Source organism: Singulisphaera photorubra (genome assembly GCF_045290345.1).
Taxonomy (GTDB): Bacteria; Planctomycetota; Planctomycetia; order Isosphaerales; family Isosphaeraceae; genus Singulisphaera.
In genome coordinates this window covers 4,293,595-4,317,003 of the sequence record NZ_CP155447.1, presented here as the reverse complement: position 1 = coordinate 4,317,003, position 23,409 = coordinate 4,293,595, and the positions used below count along the sequence as shown (strand labels likewise).

Genomic DNA, 23,409 nt, shown 5'->3' with positions numbered 1-23,409 from the left:
TTAGTGAGCGTGGCCGTGCCCTGATTCGCCTGCTTTTTCTTTGTGGACGTAAGAAGCGGGCTCGTAGGGGAATTTTGAGTTTTCGATCCACCACTGCGTCTTGCCCTTGATCGTAGCGCCCTTCATGAAAATCAAGGCAAACTGCTCTTTCTCAGGGTATTTCTGAGTTCCTGGCCCTTTAAGCAGGTACAAGACAGAAGCGTAGGCATTCATCCCCTCGAGGCCGTGCGCCTCGATTCTCTCGAAAGCAATGGATTCGCCAGGCCCGCTGGTGAGTCGATCGTGAATGCCTTGAAGCGTGGTAAGTTGTTCATTGGGCATGCCAGGCTGAGCCTGGGCTGTCAGCTCTTTGAAGACCTCGCCCGGCTTCTTCCCCTCGCGAGCTAGCGGTGAGACCGTATAGTAGGCGGCATCCTCAATTTTGCCTTTTCTCAAGATATCAGCATACTGCGATGCGAACTGTCCCGCGGCTCGGGAGCGGAGAAAATCTTGAACCAGGGTGCTCGTCACCGCGGCTAGCCCGAAGATAAGACCCAGCGCAATACCGGCTTGGGCCATCTTCCGTCCCGTCCAAATCTCGGGATCACGTCGAATCCGACGTTCGGCGCTCAGCCCCAGCGCGATCGCAGCAATTGTGAAAACGAGAAAGAACCAACTTGTGAAGCTGAGTACGGCCACCACCCCGCAGAGCAAGCTCAGAATCGCTGCCGGGCTGATCGCTCGGTAAGCGGCAATTTCATTATCAATGCCCGAAGTCGGCGCAGAAATTGACGCGGATGGTTTCTGATCTTGATCGAGCGCCACGTTCAAAACTCCTGCGGCGGGGAATCGGTCCGGTCTGGGTTGGGTGCGACCAGAAGCGGGAAGAAAAGCTTCGACAAAAAATCCGCGAACTGGCCAGTGGACCTGATGCCTTTGAGGCTAATCAGAGCTGAGTGGAGCGTCAAGTGTTCAGCGTGACGCAAGGCCCGGGAATCGGGCAGGCATGAAGGTCGAAAAGGCCATGGCCACCCAGAAGAGACCGAGAATCCATCCTGTGACGTTGGTCCAGGACCATGAACGACTCCCCAGGCGGCAACGCCAACCGGCCAGGAGAACCGCGAACATGGTCATGCCCATCGCTTCGTACCCAAGCGGTGTCGCCCAGGCTTCCATCCGCCAGGAGCCGCGGGCCATTGCCGTGGCGTTGAATACCCAGAGTAAGAGGCCCCCCGTCATCCAGAGCAATTCACCGAGCCCGCGCTCGCCGGAATCGACCCGGGCCAACACCACGGGGCCAACCAGCGCAAGGCAGCCCGCGAGCGTGTAGATACTGGCGAGCAAATCATGAGGGGGCCAGCTGACCTTCCCTCTCTGAACGAGAATGAAGAGGCCGTAACTTACGGCCGCGCTCAGTAAGAGAGCATTGATGAGTTGTGGCGACGTGGCGTTGCCCGCGGGCGAGCTCGAGGTCGCCTTGGTCCCGGAACGTTTCGGAGGCATCGGTGGACGGCTTCCCATCGGCGAGGTGATCGTGCGCAGGACGAACCCCGACCCAACCCAGTTGAGGAACAAAAGTCGGCTGCCGATTCTTTCCTTCGACGCCGAGAGAATACCGCGATCAGTCGAATCGAACGATTTGTCCAGCCCCTGTGCGGGCTTGGTCGATACTCGGCCCGATGCGGGTTGCGACGGTTGTCACTCGGGGGGAAAAAGTGGTTCCGCGGGATAGGTCAGCCCCGCTCGGAAATACGGGCGAACTCTGTCAGCCGATGCGGCTCCGCCTGCTTCGCCCCCAGGATGTCCCAGACCGTCCAGCCCGCGACGGTCAGGGCGTCGGCGATCAGCCGGCGATGGCAACGCCAAGGGACCGCTTCGGAACACATCACGGCGGTTCGCATGGTCCCGGCGGCCGCGATCAAGGTGATCAGACCGTCCTGGAATTCGCCAGTCGACATGAAATCGGCATACGCATTGAACGCCTCAACTCGCCAACCCGTGTTTGGCGAGTTGAGCTTTCGTTCGTGCCGGCGGCCACCCAATGACCCGAAGTGACGATAATTGATCTGGGCGCGGGTGAGTTCAGCCGCCAACGCATCGCGATTAAATTGGGGATACCGTTTGGAACCGGGAAAACGACGGACGTCCGCAACCAAGTCGATCGACCACGCTTCCAGGAGACCGACGAAGTCGCCAATCCCCCGGGTAGAATGACCGATCGTCCAGATTTCCCGTGTCATCTGCTCCACGCCCATTCCCTGTGGCTTGGTTTCAGAAACCCAACCCCTTGGTCGTCAGGCGGATCCGGGCGAGATACATATCGGCGTTCACATAAAGTGTTGAACCATCGTCGCCCCAGGCGCAGTTGCCGTTGGCCTCTCCAGTCGCAAGCGTTCCCAGATGGCTTCCGTCGGGGCTGAAGATGAACACGCCCCCCGGAGCCGTTGCGAAGATATTCCCCTTCTGATCGACCTTCAGCCCATCGGGCAATCCCTTCAAGGCCTTGTTCTTCGCGAACGGCGTGGCATCGAAGAAGACCTTTCCTTGGCCGAGCGTGCCGTCCTGCTGGACGTCGTAGGCCATCCAGATGGCTTGTTCCGGGTCAGAGTTCGCCACATACAGCGTCTTCTCGTCGGGAGAAAAAGCGATCCCGTTTGGATAAGTCATCTTGTCAGTCAGGAGCGTGACCTTTCCGTCTTTGGAAAGGCGGAAGACGCCGTTGAACTTCAGCTCCTTTTTCGGATCGTCGTTCTTTCCCAGGAGACCGTAGGGGGGATCGGTGAAATAAAGGTCACCATTCGACTTGAAGACGGCGTCGTTGGGGCTGTTGAATCGCTTCCCCTCGTAGCCATCGGCGAGGACCTTGAACTTACCGTCGGGCTCAAGCCGAGCGATGCAGCGATCGCCATGCTGGCAGAGAATGAGCCGACCCTGTGCATCCATGGCCAACCCGTTCGATCCTGGCTCGCCTCCTCGGGCCTCAGAACCGGTATACCCGCTGGGCTTGAGGTAGACGCTGGCCCCTTCCCCTTCCTTCCAGCGGAAGACCGTGTTTTGGGGAACGTCGGAAAACAGGAGATACCGACCTTTGCGGTCCCAGACAGGCCCTTCGGACCAGTCGTATCCACCAGCGAGCCGTTCGATCCTCGCTCCGCTTGGGACAAGGCGATCGAGCCGGGGATCCTTTCGCTCAATCGTGCCAAGGGAAGGGAATTCCTTTTTCTCTTCCGCCGGCGCATCCCGGCACATCAGTCCGATCACGGTCCAGGCCGAGAGAACGCCGATTTGCAGCCGGATCGCATTCATGAGCATACTACCCCGCGGGAAGAGCTGGGTCGCGAAGACCGTTGTGTGAAGTCCGAGGCCTGAACTTAGCCCGCGCGGAAGGCGCTGACAATCATCTTCCCAAGCGAACGACGGCTTTTCCCAAGGCAATCGAAACGCGGAGTTCGGTCCCTACCGATCGGCCCGTCTCATCGCCGGTCAAGAAATCAGAGATCGGCAAAAGGACGGGTTTCGCTCACGATGATCTGGGCGGACGACCGTGCGACGTCATTCGGTGCCTGTTTCGCCGCCAATTGAGCATGTCGGAGGGCCTCGAAAGCGCGCCCCGCGTCTTGCTCAAGAACGGCGAGCCCGTAGTGGGCTTCGAAAAGGTCCGCATCGTCTTGGATCGCCTCCTGATACAGTCGCCGAGCCTCGTCGAACGAACCTTCCACCAAGTAGGTTACCGCGACGCGGGCCGAGCGGACCGCGGGCTGAGGCGGAGCACTCGCCTTCTGCCAGAGGATGCGGGCCCGTTCCGCCTCTCCAAGATGGAGGCGAAGAGTCGCAATGCGATCGGTAATCTCCCACGGCCTCGTCTCGCTGGGATAGGCCCGTTCGAGCAGATCGGCCGCCGCCTCGGCCCGCCCCGTGGCGAGCATTGATACGACGATCCGGTCGAGCTCGCTACGATTCTCCCACGTCGAGCGGATCTCCGGTCCTAGCTGTCCGCGAAGCTGCTCGAGCTCGAGGGTTGACTTGGCCTGGGTTTCGCTCTGACTCTGGTTGATCGGCCGGAGTCCGATGAGACGCTCATACAACGGGATCACCGCCTCATACATGAGCCGATCCTGATACAGGTGGCTCAAGAGGAGCAGAGTGAGAAAATCGTTCGGAGCGGCCAGATGGGCACGCCTGAGCGCATAGGTCGCACGGACGGCGGAGAGGTCGAAGACCGGATCAAACGAGAACCGATACCTCGGAACCCGATTCATTGCTTCTTTCGCGGGCTCGCGAGCCGTTTCGATTTCACCGATCAATTTCCAGCCGGTCGGCGAGTCAGGGTCGTTCTGAACAATTTTCCTGGCGTAGTCCAGGCCCAAAAGGACCATCGGCCGGGCCAAGTCGGATCGACTATACGCTTGCAAGACGCCCGCGTACGTCCAGATGGCTTTGACGGTGGCGACCAATGCGTCGATCCCCTGCGGAGTCGTCGCTGAGTTGGGTCGAAAATGGCGAGCGGCAAAATCGACCTGATCGGTACGGACGATCTCCGTATTGGAATCGTGGACGAAAACTCCCACGATCGGATCGAACCAGACACAGCGCCAGTGCGACGAGGTCATCATGTTCGCGCCGATCGAGGCATTGACGGCGTGTCCCGCCAAGACCACGGGCCGACCGATCTCATCCAGTTGGGCGGGCCAGTTCGATGATTCTTTCCCGGGCGACATCTGACTCTGAAGGTTGAGATAACGCTGATACAGTTCGGGGCCGACCACCTCGAGGCGGGCATCGACGAAAACCTTCCGCTCGAGGCCAGGGGTCCGCTCCGCGCCATGGTAGTAGTCGTAGAGCGCGGCATAGCCGTCGTGGAAGCTGAGAAAGCGATTGGGCATGCCCGGTTTCCCGGCGAACTTCACCGCCTCATGCGGGAACCAGAGCGGTTCCTCGCCCAGCCCGATGCGTCGATCCTCGCCGGCCCACGCATAGAATCGGCCGCTGACGACGATCGCGAACACAAGCGAAATGCATCCGAGCGTGGCCAACCGAGGGAGGATGAAAGGGAAGAGAGACTCGCCCTCGATCCTCGGTTTGCGACGACGGATGGCGGCCGCCCATTCCGCAAGGTTCCAGGCGGTGATCGTGCCCACGACGGCCGCGAATTGATGGCTATTTCGCGTGGCCTGCCAACTCAACCGACAGAAGGCGGCGAACAGCAGAAACCGAAAGAGCGTCATCGACCAGTCTCGCACTGGTTCTCGTGGAGACTCCTGGGCTGGTTTCGCCTGCTTCGCCGATTTCCGTTTCGACTTGGGCGCGTCTTTCTTCGACGTTCCCCGGCCGGGCGTCTCGAGTTGTGGATCAGTCAATGGGGTCGAAGCCGGGGTGCGGGTCGCCACCGACCAGAGGATGGGGACCAGGAAGCTCAAGGCGCCCAGGATCATGGTCAGAAGTTGAAGGCAGAGCGGAAGGTTGTTCCAGCCGACATTTCGCTTGATGAACTCGGGGACCGGGGTCAATTCGGCAATGTGCTTGGAGAAGATGGGATTTCCCATCGTCTGCAAGAGCTGGAAGGGGTAAAGCGCTCCCCTCAACCCGTAAGGATTGAGGAGGCAGGCCGCCCCCGTCAGCAGCGTCGCAATCCCGATCGTTCGCCACCAACTCGTGCGTGAGGAGGCAAACGCACCCGGCCGAAAGATCGCGGCAACGAGGGCAAACCCGATCAAGATGGGGCCAAGTACGAAAAGGCCTTGCGAGTTGACCCAGGCCACCTGAACGATCGGGAGCAGAAAGGCGAGCCGGGGGCGTTTGTCCCAGCGGAAGAGAATTGCCAGAAAGGCACACAAATAGAGAAGTGTCAATGTTTCAGGACGAATATACATCCGGCCACTCAGGACAAGCAAGGCCGGCAACCAGCCCAGCAGCATGACCCAGATCGGCCAGTCCCGTTTCTTGGCGGTGACGACCAGCAGCAGCGCGATGCAAGTGATCACGCATTTGGCCAGGTTCAGCGCCACCACTCCGCCGTGTGCGTATCCCCAGCTCAGGGCGACCTGAAAGCCCCAGTGCAGGTCGATCCAGGGGTGGTCGGGCACGGTGAACGTAAAAAGGTCGGTGGTGGGGACGGTCTGGTTCTGGCGAATCCAGTCACCGGTCCGCAGGTGCCACCAGAAATCGGTATCTTTGAGCGGAAAGACGCCCAGCAGGAACGTGAGCGCCAGGAAGGCCGTAATCAGAATCCAGTCGAGCACGCGGAGGGTGGTCGGAAGTGGCGGCTGTTCATCGATTAAAGAGGGGGAACCTAGGGCCGGCTTGGACCTAGACTTTCGCGCCGGCGGACTCTCCGAAGACATCGGCGAACCTCGACTGGGGAAGAGGGAATGCGGGATTGGCCCTCGCCAGTTTAACCGAGCAAGAGGTCCAGGGTCGAGTCGGGCGTATCGTTTGCTGCCGCTGGCGAACCGAACATGTCGTTGAATTCTCAGGTTCCCGCTGCTACGCTCGACACCCTTCCCAGACGCCTTCGAGCCTTTGGGGAATGGGCCTACCATCCACTCACACCTTTGAGGAGGTCGTCATGAGTCGTTTTATCCGAAGTGTTCCCGCATTGGGCTTGGCCCTGGCCATGTCACTGGCCGGCGCCACCGCGATCCAGGCCGAGGAACTGAAGGTTGGCGACAAAGCCCCCGATTTCTCCCTCCAGGGAACCGACGGCAAGACCTATTCGCTCGATCAATTCAAAGGCAAGAAAGCGATCGTGATTGCTTGGTTTCCCAAGGCGGACACCCAGGGATGCACCATTGAGTGCAAGTCCCTGAAAGAGAATGGCGCCGCCCTCAAGCCCTTGAACGTGGCTTATTTTACGGCCAGCGTTGACGTCCCCGAGGACAACAAGAAGTTCGCCGAGAAGCTGGAGCTGGATTACCCGATTCTGAGCGATCCCACCAAGAGCGTCGCCCAGGCCTACGGAGTCATCAACCCGGCGCGTGGCTTCGCAAACCGATGGACCTACTACATCGACAAGGAGGGCACGATCAAGGAGATCGACAAGAAGATCACCACCAAGACCGCGGGGCAAGACGTGGCCGCGAAGGTCAAATCGCTCGGTCTCTCGTCGAAGTGATGGGATCCGGAATCCGGAACGTCAACTGACCATCGACTGTCAATCGCCACGGCGCTGGAGCTCAGCCCAGCGCCATTTCAAATCGCCGAGGATCTTCCAAAAGAGCCTGCTGTGCATTCGCCCGGGAACCCGCCCGCAAGCGGCCGCATGGTAAGAGTCGGGTTCCGTGTACTCGAGGTGGTGCGCCATCTCGTGCAGGTAGGTATCGAAGAGCTCGTCGAGCGGGCGGCGACCGAGCTGGCGATCATGCGAATAGATTCGCACGAGCTTGCGCGTCTTGTAGTAGCCCCCCAGGACACGCGTGGTCGGCCTGACGTTAATCTCGAGCTCGTAGTCGGACTGGCAGCAATAGATCTTTGCGAACCGGTCGCAAAAGAGCGGGCCGAGGGCCGAGATCGGCGGCTCAAACCGCCGTGGTGGCGCAGCGACCGAGGGCTCCGCGTTGGCTTCGCGGTAGGAATCGGGTTCGACGATCAGGCGCCCCCCAATCTGCTGGACCTGTTCGGCCAGGCGCTCGACGTCGAACTGGCGCGGGTCGATCAGTTGGCGGCCGCCATTAGGATGGACGAGCCAGTATTGCTCGGACATTCGACGTCCCTTGCGCATTCAGGTCGAAGCGTCCTGCCGCCTTTGGCGATTCCCAAAGGACGGCAGGCGCGGACTGGTCAGTACGTCGCGCGACCGCCGCTGATATCGTAACATTGCCCCGTCGTATAGCTCGCTTCCGAGCTAACCAAGAAATGAACCAGCGCGGCGACCTCATCGATCGTACCGGTCCGGCCCATCGGGATCTTGGAGAGCATGTAGTCCACCGTACTCTGGGCCATACCATCCAAGATCGGCGTTCGGATGACGGCCGGTGCAATCGCATTCACCGTCAAGTCGCCGCGACCGACGAGTTCCTTGGCGAGCGATTTGGTCATCGCGATCACCGCGGCTTTCGAGGCGGAGTAAGGAAGCAGAGTCGGATTCCCTTCCTTGCCCGCGATCGAGGCGACGTTGAGAATCCGACCGTACTTGCGTTCGATCATTCCCGGCGCAACCGCTTTGCAGAAGAGGTAGGGACCGAGCACGTTCACATCCAGGACCCGGCGAACGTCCTCGAGCGCAAGATTCCAACTCAGGTCGGTCGGCCCGGTGATGCCGGCGTTGTTGACCAGGATGGAGACGGGGCCGAGTTCTTCCCGAACACGTCCGACCGCTCGAGTCACGTCCGACTCCGAGGTGACGTCACCCACGACCGCCAGTCCTCCGAGTGAGTCCGCGACCTTGGCTGCGTGATTTCCGTCGACGTCGAAAACGGCGATCCGAGCGCCGGCCTTATGAAGCCGGCGGGCCATCCCTTCGCCAATCCCCTGCCCCGCTCCCGTGACCAAAGCAACCTGGCCCGAGAGATCAAAGAAATCCGCCATCATTTCGTCTCACAGGAGGATCCGCGGAGTCCGAGTGGCGAGTCCGATCGACCCGGCAAAACAGCTCTCCGTCCATCATTAGAAAATCGGGTTCGGGAGGTCGCTTGCCCCCCCTGCGCCGTCGGCAAGACCAGCCACCATAGCACGCCGGGGGACCATCGGCCACCTCGTCTCGCCTGGAAACTACGAGTGAATTCCCCCCAAAATCCAGAGACAACCTGCAGCCCGCATTCCGATCATCGGAGCTTTACGGGAACCACAAGGCGTTCAAAGGACGTAACCATGAGGTGGTTCTCAAGAACCGACCCCATCTGATAAGATTAAAGGTGACAAGGCCAGGCGTCCGGTTCAGGGCAAAATCGAGGAGAACTCGACTCGGGACGCCCTCTCCCCTGGCACACGCCCTTTCCCTTCGTCCCGAATCTCGCCTAGGACCTCCAGTTTACAGCAAATATCGCTTTCTTTTGGAACTCTCTCGAACCCACGGCGTCCAAGGATAATGATGTCCGGGTGTGACGACGACAAGTCCCTGATTGATGCTTGTCGCGCGGGAAATACGGAGGTGTTTGGCGTCCTGGTCACCCGTTACCAGGATCGACTTTACCCCACCATTTTCCGCCTGACCGGCTGCGCGGATGAAGCGAGGGACTTGTTGCAGGACGCATTCTTGCGTGCCTTCGAGAAGCTGGATCGGTTCCAAGGGGAGAGTTCGTTTTACACGTGGATCTATCGGATCGCGGTCAACCTGGCCTTATCGGGTCGTCGACGCCGCAGGCCGGTGCTCCGCCTCAACCGCGACTCGGGTTCCGCGCCGCTCGAGCCCGCCTATGACGTGGCCGAGAGTGACCCCTCGGCTCCCCTGCAGCAGGCTGAGCGAGATCGGATTATCCAGGACGCTCTGAACGCATTAGCGGCCGACCATCGGGCAGTCGTGGTCATGAAGGAGTTCGACGGACTGCAGTACGAAGAGATTGCCGCGATGCTGGAGATTCCGATTGGAACGGTCCGAAGTCGGTTACACCGGGCTCGTTGCGAGTTGCGCGACCGGCTCAGAAGCCTCGTTGATGAGGATGTGCAACTGCGCCAATCTTCGCATCATTCGCCATGAGATCGACGAGACGTGATGGGGGGCACGAGGCCCATGCCCGATTGGCCCTGACCCGCCGAGTGCATATGAAGACCGAAGATGAAATATTCCTGTCCGCCTATCTCGACGGCGAGCTCGATCCTGAACAGCGATCCAGCGTCGAGTCGGCATTACTTTCCAACCCGGACTTGGCCGAGGACTTGCGTCAATTGACCATGGTCCGGGACCTCGTTGCAAACTTGCCGCGTCTGACGCTCCACGACGACCTCGCCTCGGCGATCCTGGCACGAACCCGTTCTCGGGTGCCGGGCTCGTTTGGGTCACGCCTCGGTCGCTCGCCGCTGGCCAGGGTCGGGTTGGCCGCGGCCGCTCTGGTCGTCCTGTCCGTCGGCCTCGGCTTACTCACTGGGCGAACTCAACCGCCCCCTGCTCCTCTAACACCTCAGTCGTTGGTTTTCACCGCCGCCCCACCATCGGAGGCTGATCCCGCCCCTGGTCCTCAACTCGATTCGGGGGCCTCGGACACGTTGGTGGCCAGCGGTGCCAACGCTCGGACGGTCGATTCCGAGCCTCATCCGGTTGTCGTGCGCACGACGAGAGCGAGTCTCAAAACGACCGCGAGCAGTTACGGATCCGCAAACTTCTCGACAGCCCCGATCTCAAGCACGTTTTCGTCGTCGTCGACGAGATCGGCGGTAATATGCCTGGCCGGGTCGAGGGGCTCGTCCGAGACATGCCTCGCCTCGATCCTTTCATCGGTAAGATCACGGTGAGCCAGGGGATCGTGATCGATCCCAAACATCCCAACGAGGCGACGGTCTTCGCCCTCGTGATGGATCAGGAGGAGATCGGTCGATTCCGAGATCGGTTGCAGATCGATTTTCCAAACCAGTTTAAGGAAGTCCCGCCGGACCCCATCGTGGTGACTCAACTCTCCGAAATCGGACAGGTCGCCGTCTCGTCCGGGCCTCGCGCGACGGTGCTGTCACCGCCTCCTGCGAAAGGGGAGTTGAAGACCGCGCTTCGGACCCCTGCGCCTCCCAAGAATCAGACGATGATTTATCGTCCTAGTCCCGAATTCGATGGGATGACCGTTCCCGAAGTTCCGCCCCGACCTCCCGTCTCCTCCGACGATCTGGCGGCTGCAAAAGCTTCGCCCGAACGCGAGTCGAATGGTCTTCGGACCTCATCCACCAACTCCACGGACCTGACAGCGTCTGTCCCAGGTGGAAAAGAAGACTCAGCGCCCGCCAATCCCCCGAACTTGGAGTCACCTGTCAAGGGTCGCCAACAGCTCGAATCGGTCGTCCTCGTTTGGGTCACGACGCGCAATCCCATTCAGAAGAGTCGGCGCTAAGCTGAGAACTGGCTTTCGATGAAATCTGGGCCTGGCGACGGGATAATCGGTCAAACTCTCGGCCCGATTATCCCGTCGTTCCTGGTCAAAGATGGTTGAAGTCCGGAGAAGCCCCCACTCAAATCGCCCTAGCGACCACTGAGTTTTGTGATCGTCGGATCGGGTTGCCAGAGATAGAGGAAGGTCGGCAGCTTGCTCCGCTCCAGGCCTGGGTAGCTGAACGGGATCAACTCGCTCTGGAGCGGGACATTCGGAACGATCGAATAGATCGATCGCGTGGGATGCCCTGCTCTCTCAAAAAAGACGATTTCTGCTCCGGGAGCACCTGCAAGTCGCTCGGCCTCGGCGATCGCATCATCCACGTACCCAAGTTGATCGACCATGTGGAGCGCGAGTGCACGAGACGCGGCGAGAATGCGCCCATCGGCAATCGAACGGTGGTCCGCGGCGGTCATCATTGGCCGGTATTGAGCGACCCGAGCGGTAAAGCGATCGCGGAATCCGTTGGCCATGTCTTGGAAGAGCGCCCGCGCTTCCTCCGAGAGCGGCGCGGCGACCGACCCCATATCGACGAGCTCACCCGCCTTCACCGGCTCAACACGGAGGTTGAGCTGTGCCATCGCATCTTCCAGATTCGCGTGATTGATCAACGCTCCAATCCCCCCCGTGATCGAGGTGGGAAGGGCGAAGATTCGGTCGCAACCAACAGCCAGGTAGTACGCGCCGCCGGTCGCGACATCCATCAGGCAGGCGACGACCGGCTTACCGGTGGCCTGCCGGAAGCGCCGTAGTTCCTCGGCCAGAATATCCGAGGCCGTGACGCCCCCACCGGGACTGTGAATCCGGAGGACCACACCGCGGACCCGAGGATCTCCCGCCGCCATCTCGAGTTTTTCCCGGAACGCCGAGACCGGGTTTTCGCCGACCGAATAGATCCCAGTGAGATTTTGGTTAAGCAACAGCCCGTCGACATCAACAATGACGATTCGAGTCGCCTCGCAGCCAGCGGCGGCGGCACGAACGGCCACCGGGATCATCGGGCCGGGGTCGGTCGCGGTGGGCAGGCGAACATCGACCGTTCCTTGGAAGTTCGCCGCAACGTTGGCATTGGTGTCCACCTTGCCCGCGATGGGAATGGCATGACACCCCGACAACACGATCAACGAGGTGAAATGGATCCAGGCTCGATGAGCTTTCGTTCTCGGTGATCCTTCCCAGCGCATGGTGAAATATCCTTGCCAACCGAGAACACGCCCAACCTTCCTGGCGTCGAGAGAATCGCGTCCCCTAGCATAATCGGCATAATCGCTAGGGAACTTCGCTGCCAAACGCGTTCCCCGCATACTCCCCCTCGACAAGGCCGGGAAGAGGTAAAAATCGATGTAAGTTCAGAGCATCGCGTGAGAGAATCCATCTTGACCGGCGCTGACAAAACCTTGATAATTTTTGAACCAGGAAAGCTCCGCCCTCGATGGACAACAGGGCGGTTACCGCCCGATTGAGTCAAGGAAGACGAGTCATCATCGTGAAATCTGGCGCTTACTCCAAGAGTCGGTCCTGCTCAAATCGCCCTCTCTCACCTGCTGGTTTCGGATCCTCGCGAGCTATCGCAAGGAGGTCCGCACCCTCATCTTGGCCGGTCGAATCGTTCTCGCCGCGGCTTTACGAACAACCCGGTGCGAAGGTCGAGCCTAGATCGTGCTCTCAAAATGGTGTGCAGTCCGATTGGCTCGCCGGTTCAGCGTCTCACAGGCGTACGGGGAAACCCGGAACGCTTTCGGCCGCGTAATCAGGCTTGGCTCGGGTGCTCTTGGTGGGTGCGACGGTTGTCGCGCTAGCAGGCGGCTGCCGAGAATGACTTTCGGGCGGACATTTGATCGAGGGCGTTGAGGGTGTTCCCGTCCATGATGATCTCCAACTCCTTCTTGCTGATCTTCGCGGTCGCGTTCATGGGGTGCGTGTTGGCCACGCCCGTTGTGACACGGATCGCGATCTGGGCCGGTGCCATTGACCGTCCAGACCAGTTCCGCAGGATTCACAAGGGGGCGACGCCCCGGCTCGGTGGCTTAGGGCTGGCATTCGGCCTCGCCTCGGCCATCATGCTCGTGGGATTCGGTGGCTACCTGAACGACTGGCCTGGCGTCCAGGAATGGTGGGCCTGCCAGTGGTCGGTCTTCCTGGCCGGCCTTATCGTTCTGATGGTCGGCTTCGTCGACGATACCCGTTCCATCGCGCCTCGGATGAAACTCGCCGGTCAAGCGTTCGCCGTGATCATTCTTTTCATCGGCGGAGTTCGCATCCAGCGTTTCGATATTCTCGGAATGGCCATCGATTTGGATGGCCCCGTCATTGATCTGTCGATGATGGGCATTCCGCTCGCCGTCTCGATTCCCAGCTTGCTCGTCACGATGTTCTGGTTTCTCGCCTGTATGAACATCTGGAATCTCATCGACGGGATGGACGGGTTAGCCTCGGGTGTTGGCCTGCTCGTGAGTGGCACGCTGACGCTGGTGGCGATCCATAACCAGAATGTGGGTGTCGCGATCATGGCGGCCGCGTTGGCGGGCAGCCTGGCCGGCTTCTTGCTATACAACTGGCATCCTGCCTGTATCTTTCTCGGAGACAGCGGGAGCTTGCTGATCGGACTCCTGATCGGGATCATTGGGGTTCAAGGATCTTTGAAAGGCCCGTCGACCATTTCGATCCTTTTCCCGATCCTGGCGATGGGGCTGCCGATCTCCGACACCGCCATGGCGATCTTCAGGCGTTGGGTGCGAAACCTACCACTTAGTTCGGCCGATCGGCGTCACGTTCATCACCTTTTGATCGGCCTGGGGCTGAATCCGCGACAGGCCGCTCTCCTGCTCTACTGCTTTTCAGGGTTCCTCTGCGGTGTGGTGCTCTTGGGGTCTGCCTCAAGAATGAGATGCTCGCACTGATCCTCGGGCTGTCGGGTTGCCTTGCCTTCCTCCTGATCCTGACCAGCCGCATGGACGAGTTCGCCAACCTCCGCGGCGATTTCAAGGCGCGGATGGCGCGGGGCCGCCAGGAGCGAGCGGCCTCGAAGCTCACGTGGGAGGCGATTCAACGGATCGAACTTTGCGAGCATGTCGCCGCGATCCGGACGCTGCTGGAAGCCGCGGCTCATGAGCTTGGCTGCCAAGTCGAGCGGATCTCCTGCACCCGGAACGGTGTTGAGATCTTTGCCGAGGAAGAGACTCGAGGAGAGCCCACGCAAAGGACCGCTCCGCTGTCGGGTCCTTCCGCGGTCTTCCGACTCTCCAGTGGCAAGGATCTGCTGTTGACCGTGGCAATTCATCAGGCATCGGACTCTTTAACCGAGGCTGACATTGCCTTCCGTTTCCTTCAGCGCCTGTCTCTGGCCACAGCCGAACGAATCGAACGGTTGCTGTTGACTCAAGAGGAAGAAGACCCCGATCGGGGTGAAGAGACTTCGGGATCGCTGGGGCACGCGTCTTCGTCGGAGCCATTTTCAAACGGCCCCCGCCTCTCGTCACAAGTCTCGCCGGTCCTTGCCATCTCGACGACCCCTTCCTTGACGCGCGTCTCTTTGAACTGGCTCCGGATGACGTTGGGATGGAGTGCTCGACCTGTGGTCCACCACTCCACTCTGGGCGACAAATAACCTTAATGGAGCAGGAACCACCATGGATGGCACAATCCAAGGGTATGCCGGGCCACTTCGCTCTCCGAACTTGCAGAATGCCTCGCCCCACAGCCCCGCCGGGAAATCCGCCTCCGACTATCTCCGCGCCCTACGTCGCCGGGTTTGGTTCGTTCTGGCGATTGGTGTCCCGCTAAGTATTCTCTGCGGAATCGCGATCGCCTATCAACCTAACGTCTATAGCGCCAAAACCCAGATCGCGATCGAGGCGCCGCAGTTCGACCCCGTTCTTTCGTCGTTGGTCTCGCCCACTGTGGGTCACCAATCCCACGAGAGCAACGAAACCTACGGCCCCAACCGGATTGCCATGCTCCGCAGCTCCAGGCTAGCCGAGCTGGTTGTCAATGATCCCAACTTGACTCGCGGAGGCGTGGCCTCGGATGACGCCGCGGAGGAGTTGATTGCTTCGCTCCAAACCCGGCCGGTTCAAGGGACCAACCAGTACACTGTGACCCTCGAGGGGCGCGATCCGGCCCGGATCGCAACGTCGCTCCAACTCTTGATCGACGAATTCAAGAATCAAGCCAGTGATGAGATCAATCAGAAAATTGAAAATGCCAAGCTGTCCGCCGATAGCTACTTGACGGTACTCAAAAAAGAACTTGAGGAAGTCAATAAAGTCATCTTCGCCATGCTCCAAGACTCGGACGTGATCGGTCCGGGGGGTAAAAATATCAAGGAGCGAGAGTATGAATTACTGACTTCGGGCATTCAGAATGATCAGAACCAGCTGACCACGCTCCATCAGCAGTCGTATCTGACGCAGGCGTTTCCGAACGCTCGGAGTCAAGGTGGGGCGGATCCCTACGCACACAAGATGGCCGAGCTCGATGTGATGCGCGAGCAGTATGCGGACACGCTCAATAATTACCGAGGAAAGATTCGGAACTACGACCACGATCCCGCGGTCATCCACACTTCCAAGAAGCTCGACCAAGTGCTCACGCGGCTCAAGAAATTAAAGGCATTGAGCAACTCGTCGGAAGTCGGCCCCGAGGGCAACCCTTATGAATCCCTCGTCGATGCGAAGAAAGAAGAACTGAGGCAAAAACAGGAAGCCGCCGCAAAGCTGCTGGACGAGTTGCAGGCCTCGATGCCGACGCACCAGAAGTTCCTCGACGCCCTCGATAAGATCAAGCTGAAGCAGACCCAGATCGCGGAGATGGAAAAGAAGATCTGGGAGTTCAGCGCCATCTCACAGGGGAAGAAGGACCCGGTCGTTCAAGTCGCAAGCGTGATAGAACCCACACAGCCCATCCGCCCCAAACGCGCGATGAACATGATCTTTGCGTTGTTCCTGAGCTTCGGACTGGGTATCGGCATCGTCTGCCTCCTCGAACACATCGACCACTCAATCAAAGCTCCCGAGCAGTTGAGCGGCGCGTTGAGCTTGCCTCTCTTCGGGGTCATTCCGAAGATCCGACGCTCGGCCTCACTCCATCGCGGTGGCCATCTTTGGACGCCTGGAGCACCCGACTCGATCGAAGCTGACGCGTTTCGCAACTTGCGAGCGAGCCTGCTCGGAATCACCGACAAACGGGGACCGATCGTCACGCTCCTCGTCACCAGCGCCAAGGCGGGCGAAGGCAAGAGCACCACTGCTCTCAACCTGGCCGCGACCTGTGCCCGTGCTGGCGAACGCACTCTCTTGATGGATGTCGACCTTCGTCGTCCCAGCCTGGCCCATGTCTTCCAGGATCCGGATGAGGAAGGGGCCGGCCTGGGGCTGGTCGACGTGTTGCGCGGCGACCTGCCCTGGCAGCGAACCGTCGTTCGGACCGACATTCCGAATCTCGACTTTCTGCCCACCGGCGACACCACGGGCGTTCCGGTCGAGATCCTCGGGGCGCTTGAACTTCGCCAGCTCATTATCGGCCTTTCGAGCCATTACGATCGCGTCATTCTTGACGGCCCCGCCATCCTCGGCCTGGCTGATTGCCGGATGCTGGGCCGGATCGTCGATGCGTCCCTGCTCGTGGTCCGGTCGGGTTCCCAGGAACTTCGGCCGCTTCAGCACGCCAAGGCGATGCTCGAGCAGTCCCACGTCGTGATCGCCGGCGTCGTTTTCAACGGGCTCTATGAGGATCTCAAGAACTGGTCCAGCTATGGTCCCGAGACGCCTAACGGCTACACGGGCAGCATTGCGGGCCGAAGTGTTTCAGCGGCTCCCGGCCTGGCGGCTCCCACCGAGGAGCAGTCGGCGCTTCCCATGGCCACTTCGCTGTAATCCTGAGCCGGAGCCGCACCTTTGAACCTTCGCCGACGACTTCAGGAAAAAAACGATCGACTGTTAGGCGTTGTGCTGGCCACCTTGTTGGTCGGCACGACGCTCGCCTTTGGCGGCGCGGTCTGGTGGGCCGGGCCGGTGATCTCGGGCCTGACCTTCCTTTTTGTGCTGGCTTGTCTGCTCCGGATCGCACTCGAAGGTAAATTGCGGCTTTTGAAGAGTCCGCTGACCCTGCTGGGACTTCTTGCCCTGGCACTCGGGATCGTGCAACTCGCGCCTCTGCCCCCCGCGTTGGCGGCTCGGTTCTCACCGCGATCTCAGCAGGTCTATAGCCTGGGCTTCTTTCCCGATCGAGTTCGTGAGCTCGATCCCTCGATCGAACTTCCCGCTCCGGTGCGGAATCGATCACCGATCACCGTCGATCGTGCTGCCACTCTCCGTTGGATCGTCAGCGCCTCCGTGTGTCTGGCTCTGTTCTGGGGGGTGTCGCACTATACCGACCGGCTCCGCCGTCTCTATCTCATCTGGGGCTGCCTGCTTGGGGTTTTCTTCCTCAACACCTGCTTCGTCGCGGTCCAAGTCATTGGTCGTGGCAATGGCCTTTATGGCTTATATGAGCCTGGGAAAGGCCCGATGTGGGCTCCCTCGAACTCGGACTTGTTGACCTCTCCGAATACCCTGGTGCTACGAACCGTCGCGGGAAACTCACCATCCCACCCGGCGTGGGGGCGACTCGTACCGGACCGGCCCTTCTCGCTCGGAACGCTGATGGGAGGTCCCGACGCCTACCTGGCGCTCGCCTCGTTCGGCTTGCCTCTGGCCCTGGCGATGTTGCTCCAGTTAATCGCTCCTCGTGGCAGCCGTGAGTTGCTGACGGTTCGACTGGCCGAGTCAGGACAAAGCGGGTTAGTCGTCTTGCTCTCGATTTTGCTGGTCACAAGCGCGTTGATGGTCGGGATGCTGACCGGGCCCCTGCTCAGCCTTCCCTTTGCGATTAGCTTGATTCTGGTGGGGTTGCCGAGCGCTTGGCCGACGGGAGTTCGCTGGGTTGGACTCGGTTTGACCCTGCTGGCTTTGACCGGACTGGGATGCGGACTCGGAACGCGACTGATCATCGAGAAGATCCCCGACGCTCCCACCCCGATCTCAGCGGTCAGCCTTCAGGCGGCGTCCCAGGTCTGGTCCGACTCGTTGCCAATCACCCGCGATTTTCCGATCTTTGGCGCAGGGCTAGGAAGTTTTGCTTCAATCTATCCCTTGTACAAAACGCAGGACGAGACGCGCACGAATGCACTCAGTAGCCTGTTGCAATGGTGGGTTGAATCGGGATTCGTTGGTTTGGCGATCTTGATAATTGGGATGATTTGGTGCCTCTATCGTTTGCCAGGGGCGGTACGTCGAGTAGGGACCGCGGATCGAGCGTTGGTGTTCGGCTTGATTGGAGCGGCGGCGGGGTTTAGTTTATACGCGGTCGTCCACTGGACCATCGAACTTACCGCTGTCGCTATCGCCATGAGTGCCCTGGGCGGGATCTGTAACCGCTGGCTCTCGGGCGGGACCGATCTGTTCGTGGAACGTGGGTAGCCGTCAACTCGACGTGCTTCAAGGAGGAGTTGATCCCACGATGCCGGAAACTGCCTGTCTACATATCCAGGCTCGAGACTCGGATCCGATCCGGGTCGTCGAACTCCCCGGCTCCTCGGTGCGGATCGGCCGCGCATCCTATTGCGAAGTCCGTCTGACCGAACCCGACCTGGCCGACGAAGAATGCCGTCTCCGACGCCGAGGGGGCATCTGGCAGCTCGTCCCCTCTCGGGCCGCCGGATTCGTCTGGATCGATGGCCGGTCCGTGGAGGCGGCCTGCCCGTTGCCCTTCGATGTCCCATTCCGGGTCGGAGAACACTGGCTCACCCTGCGGCCGACCGGTGTGGCTTCGCCTGAGTGGCAAGCTTATAAAACCCCAGCGCCATCGACCTCGACGGTCGGCCGCGAGGAGGTTCGTCCTCCCGTGGCGACTCCGCGAGGTCGTGACGATTCGACCGATCTGTTCGAATTCACGGCACCGCCGCCTCTCCCGACGTCAACCCCGGGTTATGACCATGCGTCGCGATGGAAAGATCGAGCCGAGAAGCGTGCGAAACGGTCTGATGTCAGCCCCGAGGAACGGCGGTGGGAAAATCGCTGGCGAGCGGCCGGCGAGCGTGTGCGCGCTCGACCTCCAGTCGCGCCCCCTCCGATAGCGCCCCCTCCTGCTCCCGTTGCAAACACTCCACCGGATGAATTGGCGTTCCGCCGCGCGTCCCTGGACGCGGCTGAGTTGCGGAACAGGACCCGGCGGGGAATCACTCCCGCCGATCGACGGCCCCCCATCGCCGAGGTTCTGCCAAGCGTTCCGCCGGTTCCAATCCTGACGAATCCGCTGGCCGAGATTTCGCCGCCCAGTGCGCCGCCATACCACGCGCCTCGACTGCCTCGAGTCGATCTTCCTTCACTCGAGCCCCGGAGCGAACTCGCTCCCGCGACGGACTTGCCCGTCGATCCGAGTTTGTGGACCTCCGAATCTCCTCGCCCCTCAGCGTTTCAAGTAGCTCCGCCAGCCCCGCCTTTCGCTGAGCCAATCGAAGAGACTTTCGAGGTTGTTGACAGGCTGTCGCCTTCGCCCGAGGTTGACCCAACCAGGACCGCCGAGTCGGCGCCGGATGGCTTGATCGAAATCGCGGCCGAACACCATGCTGAGTTCCAGTCGTTCGAAGGAATCGATGCTCAGCCACTCGTCACCGACGACGAAGTACAGGTACCTGCCTCGGACTGTATCGAAACGACGGTTCTCACCGAGACTGATGAAGAACTCGTCTCCGATGCAGAGGCAATCGCGGTTCCCTCCATCGTTGCTCTGACCGAACCGGCAACGATCATCGAAGAGTCGGCGCTCCTTGAGACTCCCGCCGATCCCATCGTGCCTGCCGAGGTCGGTCCTCCTCCGCCGTCGGAGATTGGGACTGAGCCCGTAACGGTCATCGACGAGTCGGTTCTCCTCGAGTCACAGCTCGATCCTGTCATTCTTCCCGACGTGATCACCCCCATAACGTCGGTGATTTGGACTGAGCCGGCAGCGATCGTTGATGGGGATATTGCCACTGAGCTTCATGTCGAGGCTCACGGAGATGTCGAGGCGATTACGCCTCCCGCGGCCGCGACTTTGGGGGAGCCGATCGAACCCCCCGGATTCGTGTTCGTGCCCGAGGCGGGTCTCACCGTTCCGGACGAGGTGATTCCCGACCGGCCAAGCCTCGACTCAGCAACAAGCATTCACGATGTCGCTGAGCTGCCAAGAGCACCAGGGACCCTTGTTTCCGAATCCACGATCGAGGCGACTCAACCCTCAGTGCCCGTTTCCCCCTCGGGAGACGGTGCAGTCCCTCTCGAAAGTTCGGCACAGGTCGGTGGTGGCTCGACGGCCAAGGAAGCGATCTCCCCTCCCTCGAGTCGCGACTGGCCCACGGTGCAGGACATCCTCGCGTCTCACAAGGCAAGTGTGAATCGAGCGGCCGCACCACGCCCGATGGTGCGGCCGACCCTGGTGCAACCGATTCTGACGGAACCTCGGGAACCCGCGCACTGGACATTTCCGCTCTGGTTGGGATGGCCCCCTGCCCTGATCGCCGCGCTCATTTTTGGAGTGGCCGGCGTCGCGCTCTCCTGCATCTGGTCCGTCGATGCCCGCTGGTCGGGGACTGTCGCCAGCCTGCTGGCAGGGGGAGGCACTAGCGTGAAAGCGCTTCCCGAGAGCGTTCCCGTTCCCCAGGGCTCGTGGTGGCGGTCGTCGGCCGTGAACCTCATGCTCTGGTCGATTTACTTCGATCGGCGGGCCACCGACGAACCTCTCAATGCGGCCGAAGCCAATCGGCTGCTCACCGCCGCATCCCAGGCGTCTCCGATCCAGGCTCAAGTGCGATTCGCGTTGGCTCGCCAAGCGCCTCCCGGTGATCGCGGTTCGGCTCTCATCCCTAGCCTCGGTATGAGCCGAGACATCGAGGCCCTGACTTGGTACGGGCATCAGTGGCTTCTGTTAGGGAAAAAAGAGGTCGCGATCAAGGTCTACCGCCGCGCACTCGAGATGGCCGCGCGCGCTGATCTGTCGCACGTCGGGACTCCGGCATTTGATGAAGACACACAGATTCTTCGATACCATCTGCCCGGAGAATCGATCACGGGGCGGGTGATCCGCGACATGGCCGAACAGACGACATGGACGTTCGCTGAATGGAAGGACGCCCTCCCCTCGTTCGCGCCGATCCCTTTGGCCGCGGCTCGATTGCTTCGCGAACGTGGAAGCGCGGATGCTGATGTCGCCTTGGACCTGATTCTGACGCGTCTCGATGCCCCGCGCCTGGAGGGGTCATCGGCCTCCCTGCACCTCGCCGCGCAGGCCGAGGCTTTTGCGTTTAAGTCCCAATGGAACGAGGCAAAAACGCGTTACCAGAAGGCGCTTGAATTGATGCCGATCGATGCGATCAAGCGCGCGTGGTGGATGAATTTGGCGGAGATCGAACGGCGGCTTAATGACGATTCGGGCCGGCTGATCGCCCTGGAACTGGCCAGGGGCAACAACACCAACGACGAGATCTCGCAGCGTGCCGTCGACCTCATGAGGTTTTCGGGGACTCGTACCGACAAGGTCCGTCCTCAACGCTGAGAGAATTAAGGTTCGATCAAAGTCAGACACTCTGTCTCTCCCAAGGACGGATTCGGCCCCAAGGATTACGACCATGGCGACGACGCCCCTTGCATCGTTCTGTGTGAATTCACCAGACATGACTCCAAAGCCTGTCGATCTTCGCTCCTCACTCGCGACGGCATTTGCCGACCCCGAGCAAAGAAAGCGGCTTTTTGGGGGACTCTTCTGTCTCGTACTTCTGGGACTGATCTTTGGAGTGAATCTCAAGCACTTCGTTCATGCTTGGTCGACCGACGAAAACTACAGCCACGGGTTTCTCGTCCCCTTGATTAGCCTCTACTTCGCCAACCAAGCCTCCCTACTCGGTCCGGTCAAACTGCGAGGTGGGACGCTCCTTGGGATTTCGCTCCTGGGTCTCTCGCTTTTCGGGCGATTGATCATGGTGCTGATCCCGATCCCATTCCTGGGAGATCTGGCCCTCCTGATCGGGGTGGCCGGCGTTTGCGCTCTACTGGCGGGAACCGACGCACTGAAGCGATACTGGTTCGCCATCTTTTTCCTGATCTTCATGGTCCCGTTGCCGATCGCTCTCTATACCCGAATCGCATCTCCACTTCAGTTGCTCGCCAGCCAACTCGCCACGGCATTTATGAATGCGACCGGTGTTCCGGTGCTCTGCGAAGGGAATATGATGACCTTGCCTGGCGACATTCAGATGTTCGTCGCCGAGGCCTGTAGCGGAATGCGGCAACTGACAGGATTCCTCGCGCTGACGGCGGCGGTTGCCTATCTCGCGCCCCGCCCGTGGTGGTATCGTCTCGCGGTGGTCGCGTCGGCGATTCCAATCGCGCTCACCGCCAACGTGGCACGCGTGATCCTCACGGGATACATCATGTACTTCGTGGATCAACAATACGCGTCGGGAACCTACCACACCCTTGAAGGGTTGCTCATGATGGGTTTCGGCCTGTCGCTGCTCCGAGGCGGTTGCTGGGTGCTCGACCAGATCTGTGTCATGACCCGGCCACCCGTCGTCACTGAAGAGTCGGTCTCCTGAGTCGGTCCTGCACTCAACCTTTGCAACTCTCCATGCGAACAACGGAACCGGCTTGGCCCGCGAGGATTTTCGATGTCCCCGATGCGACGCGTTCTACTTTGCGGCCTGATTCTGACTTGCGGACTCGCTGCGCAGGCGAGTCTCGAGTCTTATACGAAAATTGAGCGCCCCCCCCTTCGCCGCTCGTTGGCGACGTTACCCTACGAACTCGGGAACTGGGTCGGACGCGATAAGGTGGTTGATCCCGCGATTGTGAAAGAGGCCCAGGCGACCGAATATCTCAGTCGGATTTACGAAAGCCCAGACTACCCGGGTCGGCGTCTCGATCTCTGGATCAACTATTCCGATGAGGGCCTCAACCTTCGCCATTCGCCGGAGATTTGTCTCCCCTCGGGCGGCTGGACCAAGATCGAATCGGTCTCCCATGAAATCTCGGTTCCTAGCGGCCCCGGAAAATCGTTGCCGATCATGCGGCTTGGTTACTCGCAACGTGATTTGGTGATGGGAATCGGGTTCTGGTATTATATCTTCGGGGAAGGGAAGCTCGAGCGATACGTCCGAGGACTCCCGATCACGAGTCGGAGCAGTCACGGCCGGACCACTCGTGGTTCTGGGCTGACGGTCGAAGTGTTCTGTTCGGGCGAAAGCGATCCCGACGGGAAGATTCTTAAAGGATTCGCCACGGCTTTGCTGTCGGAGTTGGAGCCAATCCTACCCGAAGACCGGGCCGAATATTTCATCCCATGAGCATGGCTGCCATGGGTTTATACCGAAGGGTCGTTCCAAGGCCCCGCCCCCTCGCAGTCTTTGAGGAGT

18 protein-coding genes are annotated in these 23,409 nt (G+C 60.3%); 10 read left to right on the top strand and 8 right to left on the bottom strand.

Annotated features, from left to right (window positions below):
• The 5 genes from V5E97_RS16420 to V5E97_RS16400 form a co-directional block, all read right to left on the bottom strand.
• Complete coding sequence (locus V5E97_RS16420) at positions 1 to 804, bottom strand: DUF4190 domain-containing protein (RefSeq protein ID WP_406700380.1); 804 nt, start codon at positions 802 to 804, stop codon at positions 1 to 3.
• Between the two features lie 147 nt (positions 805 to 951).
• On the bottom strand, positions 952 to 1,482 hold the full coding sequence (locus tag V5E97_RS16415; protein ID WP_406700379.1) for a hypothetical protein: 531 nt from the start codon (positions 1,480 to 1,482) through the stop codon (positions 952 to 954).
• Between the two features lie 230 nt (positions 1,483 to 1,712).
• Complete coding sequence (locus V5E97_RS16410) at positions 1,713 to 2,219, bottom strand: DUF488 domain-containing protein (protein ID WP_406700378.1); 507 nt, start codon at positions 2,217 to 2,219, stop codon at positions 1,713 to 1,715.
• Positions 2,220 to 2,250: 31 nt separating this feature from the next.
• Positions 2,251 to 3,285 carry an SMP-30/gluconolactonase/LRE family protein gene (locus V5E97_RS16405; protein ID WP_406700377.1) on the bottom strand — a complete coding sequence of 345 codons (1,035 nt, stop codon included), beginning with the start codon at positions 3,283 to 3,285 and terminating at the stop codon, positions 2,251 to 2,253.
• Positions 3,286 to 3,470: 185 nt separating this feature from the next.
• Complete coding sequence (locus tag V5E97_RS16400) at positions 3,471 to 6,218, bottom strand: tetratricopeptide repeat protein (RefSeq protein WP_406700376.1); 2,748 nt, start codon at positions 6,216 to 6,218, stop codon at positions 3,471 to 3,473.
• A gap of 326 nt (positions 6,219 to 6,544) precedes the next feature.
• Here V5E97_RS16400 and V5E97_RS16395 point away from each other — a divergent pair, with 326 nt between their 5' ends.
• Entirely contained in the window at positions 6,545 to 7,090 is a 546-nt protein-coding gene (locus V5E97_RS16395; RefSeq protein ID WP_406700375.1) for a peroxiredoxin family protein, read from the top strand.
• Positions 7,091 to 7,129: 39 nt separating this feature from the next.
• Here V5E97_RS16395 and V5E97_RS16390 read toward each other — a convergent pair whose 3' ends face one another.
• On the bottom strand, positions 7,130 to 7,678 hold the full coding sequence (locus tag V5E97_RS16390) for a hypothetical protein (protein ID WP_406700374.1): 549 nt from the start codon (positions 7,676 to 7,678) through the stop codon (positions 7,130 to 7,132).
• Between the two features lie 77 nt (positions 7,679 to 7,755).
• The gene (locus tag V5E97_RS16385; protein ID WP_406700373.1) at positions 7,756 to 8,505 is read right to left on the bottom strand and encodes an SDR family NAD(P)-dependent oxidoreductase; all 750 of its coding nucleotides are present in this window, start codon (positions 8,503 to 8,505) and stop codon (positions 7,756 to 7,758) included.
• A 496-nt stretch (positions 8,506 to 9,001) separates the two neighbouring features.
• On the opposite strand from V5E97_RS16385, the gene V5E97_RS16380 reads away from it, so the two are divergent.
• Both V5E97_RS16380 and V5E97_RS16375 read left to right on the top strand, forming a co-directional pair.
• Positions 9,002 to 9,610 (top strand): sigma-70 family RNA polymerase sigma factor, encoded by a 609-nt coding sequence (locus tag V5E97_RS16380; RefSeq protein ID WP_406700372.1) that lies wholly within the window; start codon positions 9,002 to 9,004, stop codon positions 9,608 to 9,610.
• A 679-nt stretch (positions 9,611 to 10,289) separates the two neighbouring features.
• Complete coding sequence (locus V5E97_RS16375; RefSeq protein WP_406700371.1) at positions 10,290 to 10,946, top strand: hypothetical protein; 657 nt, start codon at positions 10,290 to 10,292, stop codon at positions 10,944 to 10,946.
• A 128-nt stretch (positions 10,947 to 11,074) separates the two neighbouring features.
• Here the strand turns inward: V5E97_RS16375 and V5E97_RS16370 are convergent, their stop codons facing one another.
• Entirely contained in the window at positions 11,075 to 12,169 is a 1,095-nt protein-coding gene (locus V5E97_RS16370; protein ID WP_406700370.1) for a S49 family peptidase, read from the bottom strand.
• A gap of 681 nt (positions 12,170 to 12,850) precedes the next feature.
• Between V5E97_RS16370 and V5E97_RS16365 the strand changes: the two genes are divergently transcribed.
• The 7 genes from V5E97_RS16365 (at position 12,851) to V5E97_RS16335 (ending at position 23,340) form a co-directional block, all read left to right on the top strand.
• Positions 12,851 to 13,885 carry a glycosyltransferase family 4 protein gene (locus V5E97_RS16365; protein WP_406700369.1) on the top strand — a complete coding sequence of 345 codons (1,035 nt, stop codon included), beginning with the start codon at positions 12,851 to 12,853 and terminating at the stop codon, positions 13,883 to 13,885.
• Positions 13,873 to 14,592 (top strand): hypothetical protein, encoded by a 720-nt coding sequence (locus tag V5E97_RS16360; protein ID WP_406700368.1) that lies wholly within the window; start codon positions 13,873 to 13,875, stop codon positions 14,590 to 14,592. The genes V5E97_RS16365 and V5E97_RS16360 overlap by 13 nt, the downstream gene beginning before the upstream one ends.
• A gap of 22 nt (positions 14,593 to 14,614) precedes the next feature.
• A complete protein-coding gene (locus V5E97_RS16355) occupies positions 14,615 to 16,858 on the top strand; it encodes a GumC family protein (RefSeq protein ID WP_406700367.1) in 2,244 nt (747 codons plus the stop codon).
• A 21-nt stretch (positions 16,859 to 16,879) separates the two neighbouring features.
• Positions 16,880 to 18,442 carry an O-antigen ligase family protein gene (locus V5E97_RS16350; protein ID WP_406700366.1) on the top strand — a complete coding sequence of 521 codons (1,563 nt, stop codon included), beginning with the start codon at positions 16,880 to 16,882 and terminating at the stop codon, positions 18,440 to 18,442.
• A 40-nt stretch (positions 18,443 to 18,482) separates the two neighbouring features.
• Entirely contained in the window at positions 18,483 to 21,554 is a 3,072-nt protein-coding gene (locus V5E97_RS16345) for a hypothetical protein (protein ID WP_406700365.1), read from the top strand.
• Between the two features lie 73 nt (positions 21,555 to 21,627).
• A complete protein-coding gene (locus V5E97_RS16340; RefSeq protein WP_406700364.1) occupies positions 21,628 to 22,593 on the top strand; it encodes an exosortase/archaeosortase family protein in 966 nt (321 codons plus the stop codon).
• Between the two features lie 72 nt (positions 22,594 to 22,665).
• Complete coding sequence (locus V5E97_RS16335; RefSeq protein WP_406700363.1) at positions 22,666 to 23,340, top strand: EpsI family protein; 675 nt, start codon at positions 22,666 to 22,668, stop codon at positions 23,338 to 23,340.
• Positions 23,341 to 23,409: the final 69 nt, after the last annotated feature.

Bases quoted from the DNA above. Each gene is read 5' to 3' on its own strand.
- V5E97_RS16415 (WP_406700379.1), bottom strand. From the start codon at position 1,482: ATGCCTCCGAAACGTTCCGGGACCAAGGCGACCTCGAGCTCGCCCGCG.
- V5E97_RS16410 (WP_406700378.1), bottom strand. From the start codon at position 2,219: ATGACACGGGAAATCTGGACGATCGGTCATTCTACCCGGGGGATTGGC.
- V5E97_RS16405 (WP_406700377.1), bottom strand. From the start codon at position 3,285: ATGAATGCGATCCGGCTGCAAATCGGCGTTCTCTCGGCCTGGACCGTG.
- V5E97_RS16395 (WP_406700375.1), top strand. From the start codon at position 6,545: ATGAGTCGTTTTATCCGAAGTGTTCCCGCATTGGGCTTGGCCCTGGCC.
- V5E97_RS16390 (WP_406700374.1), bottom strand. From the start codon at position 7,678: ATGTCCGAGCAATACTGGCTCGTCCATCCTAATGGCGGCCGCCAACTG.
- V5E97_RS16385 (WP_406700373.1), bottom strand. From the start codon at position 8,505: ATGATGGCGGATTTCTTTGATCTCTCGGGCCAGGTTGCTTTGGTCACG.
- V5E97_RS16380 (WP_406700372.1), top strand. From the start codon at position 9,002: ATGATGTCCGGGTGTGACGACGACAAGTCCCTGATTGATGCTTGTCGC.
- V5E97_RS16375 (WP_406700371.1), top strand. From the start codon at position 10,290: ATGCCTGGCCGGGTCGAGGGGCTCGTCCGAGACATGCCTCGCCTCGAT.
- V5E97_RS16370 (WP_406700370.1), bottom strand. From the start codon at position 12,169: ATGCGCTGGGAAGGATCACCGAGAACGAAAGCTCATCGAGCCTGGATC.
- V5E97_RS16365 (WP_406700369.1), top strand. From the start codon at position 12,851: ATGATGATCTCCAACTCCTTCTTGCTGATCTTCGCGGTCGCGTTCATG.
- V5E97_RS16360 (WP_406700368.1), top strand. From the start codon at position 13,873: ATGCTCGCACTGATCCTCGGGCTGTCGGGTTGCCTTGCCTTCCTCCTG.
- V5E97_RS16355 (WP_406700367.1), top strand. From the start codon at position 14,615: ATGGATGGCACAATCCAAGGGTATGCCGGGCCACTTCGCTCTCCGAAC.
- V5E97_RS16345 (WP_406700365.1), top strand. From the start codon at position 18,483: ATGCCGGAAACTGCCTGTCTACATATCCAGGCTCGAGACTCGGATCCG.
- V5E97_RS16340 (WP_406700364.1), top strand. From the start codon at position 21,628: ATGGCGACGACGCCCCTTGCATCGTTCTGTGTGAATTCACCAGACATG.
- V5E97_RS16335 (WP_406700363.1), top strand. From the start codon at position 22,666: ATGTCCCCGATGCGACGCGTTCTACTTTGCGGCCTGATTCTGACTTGC.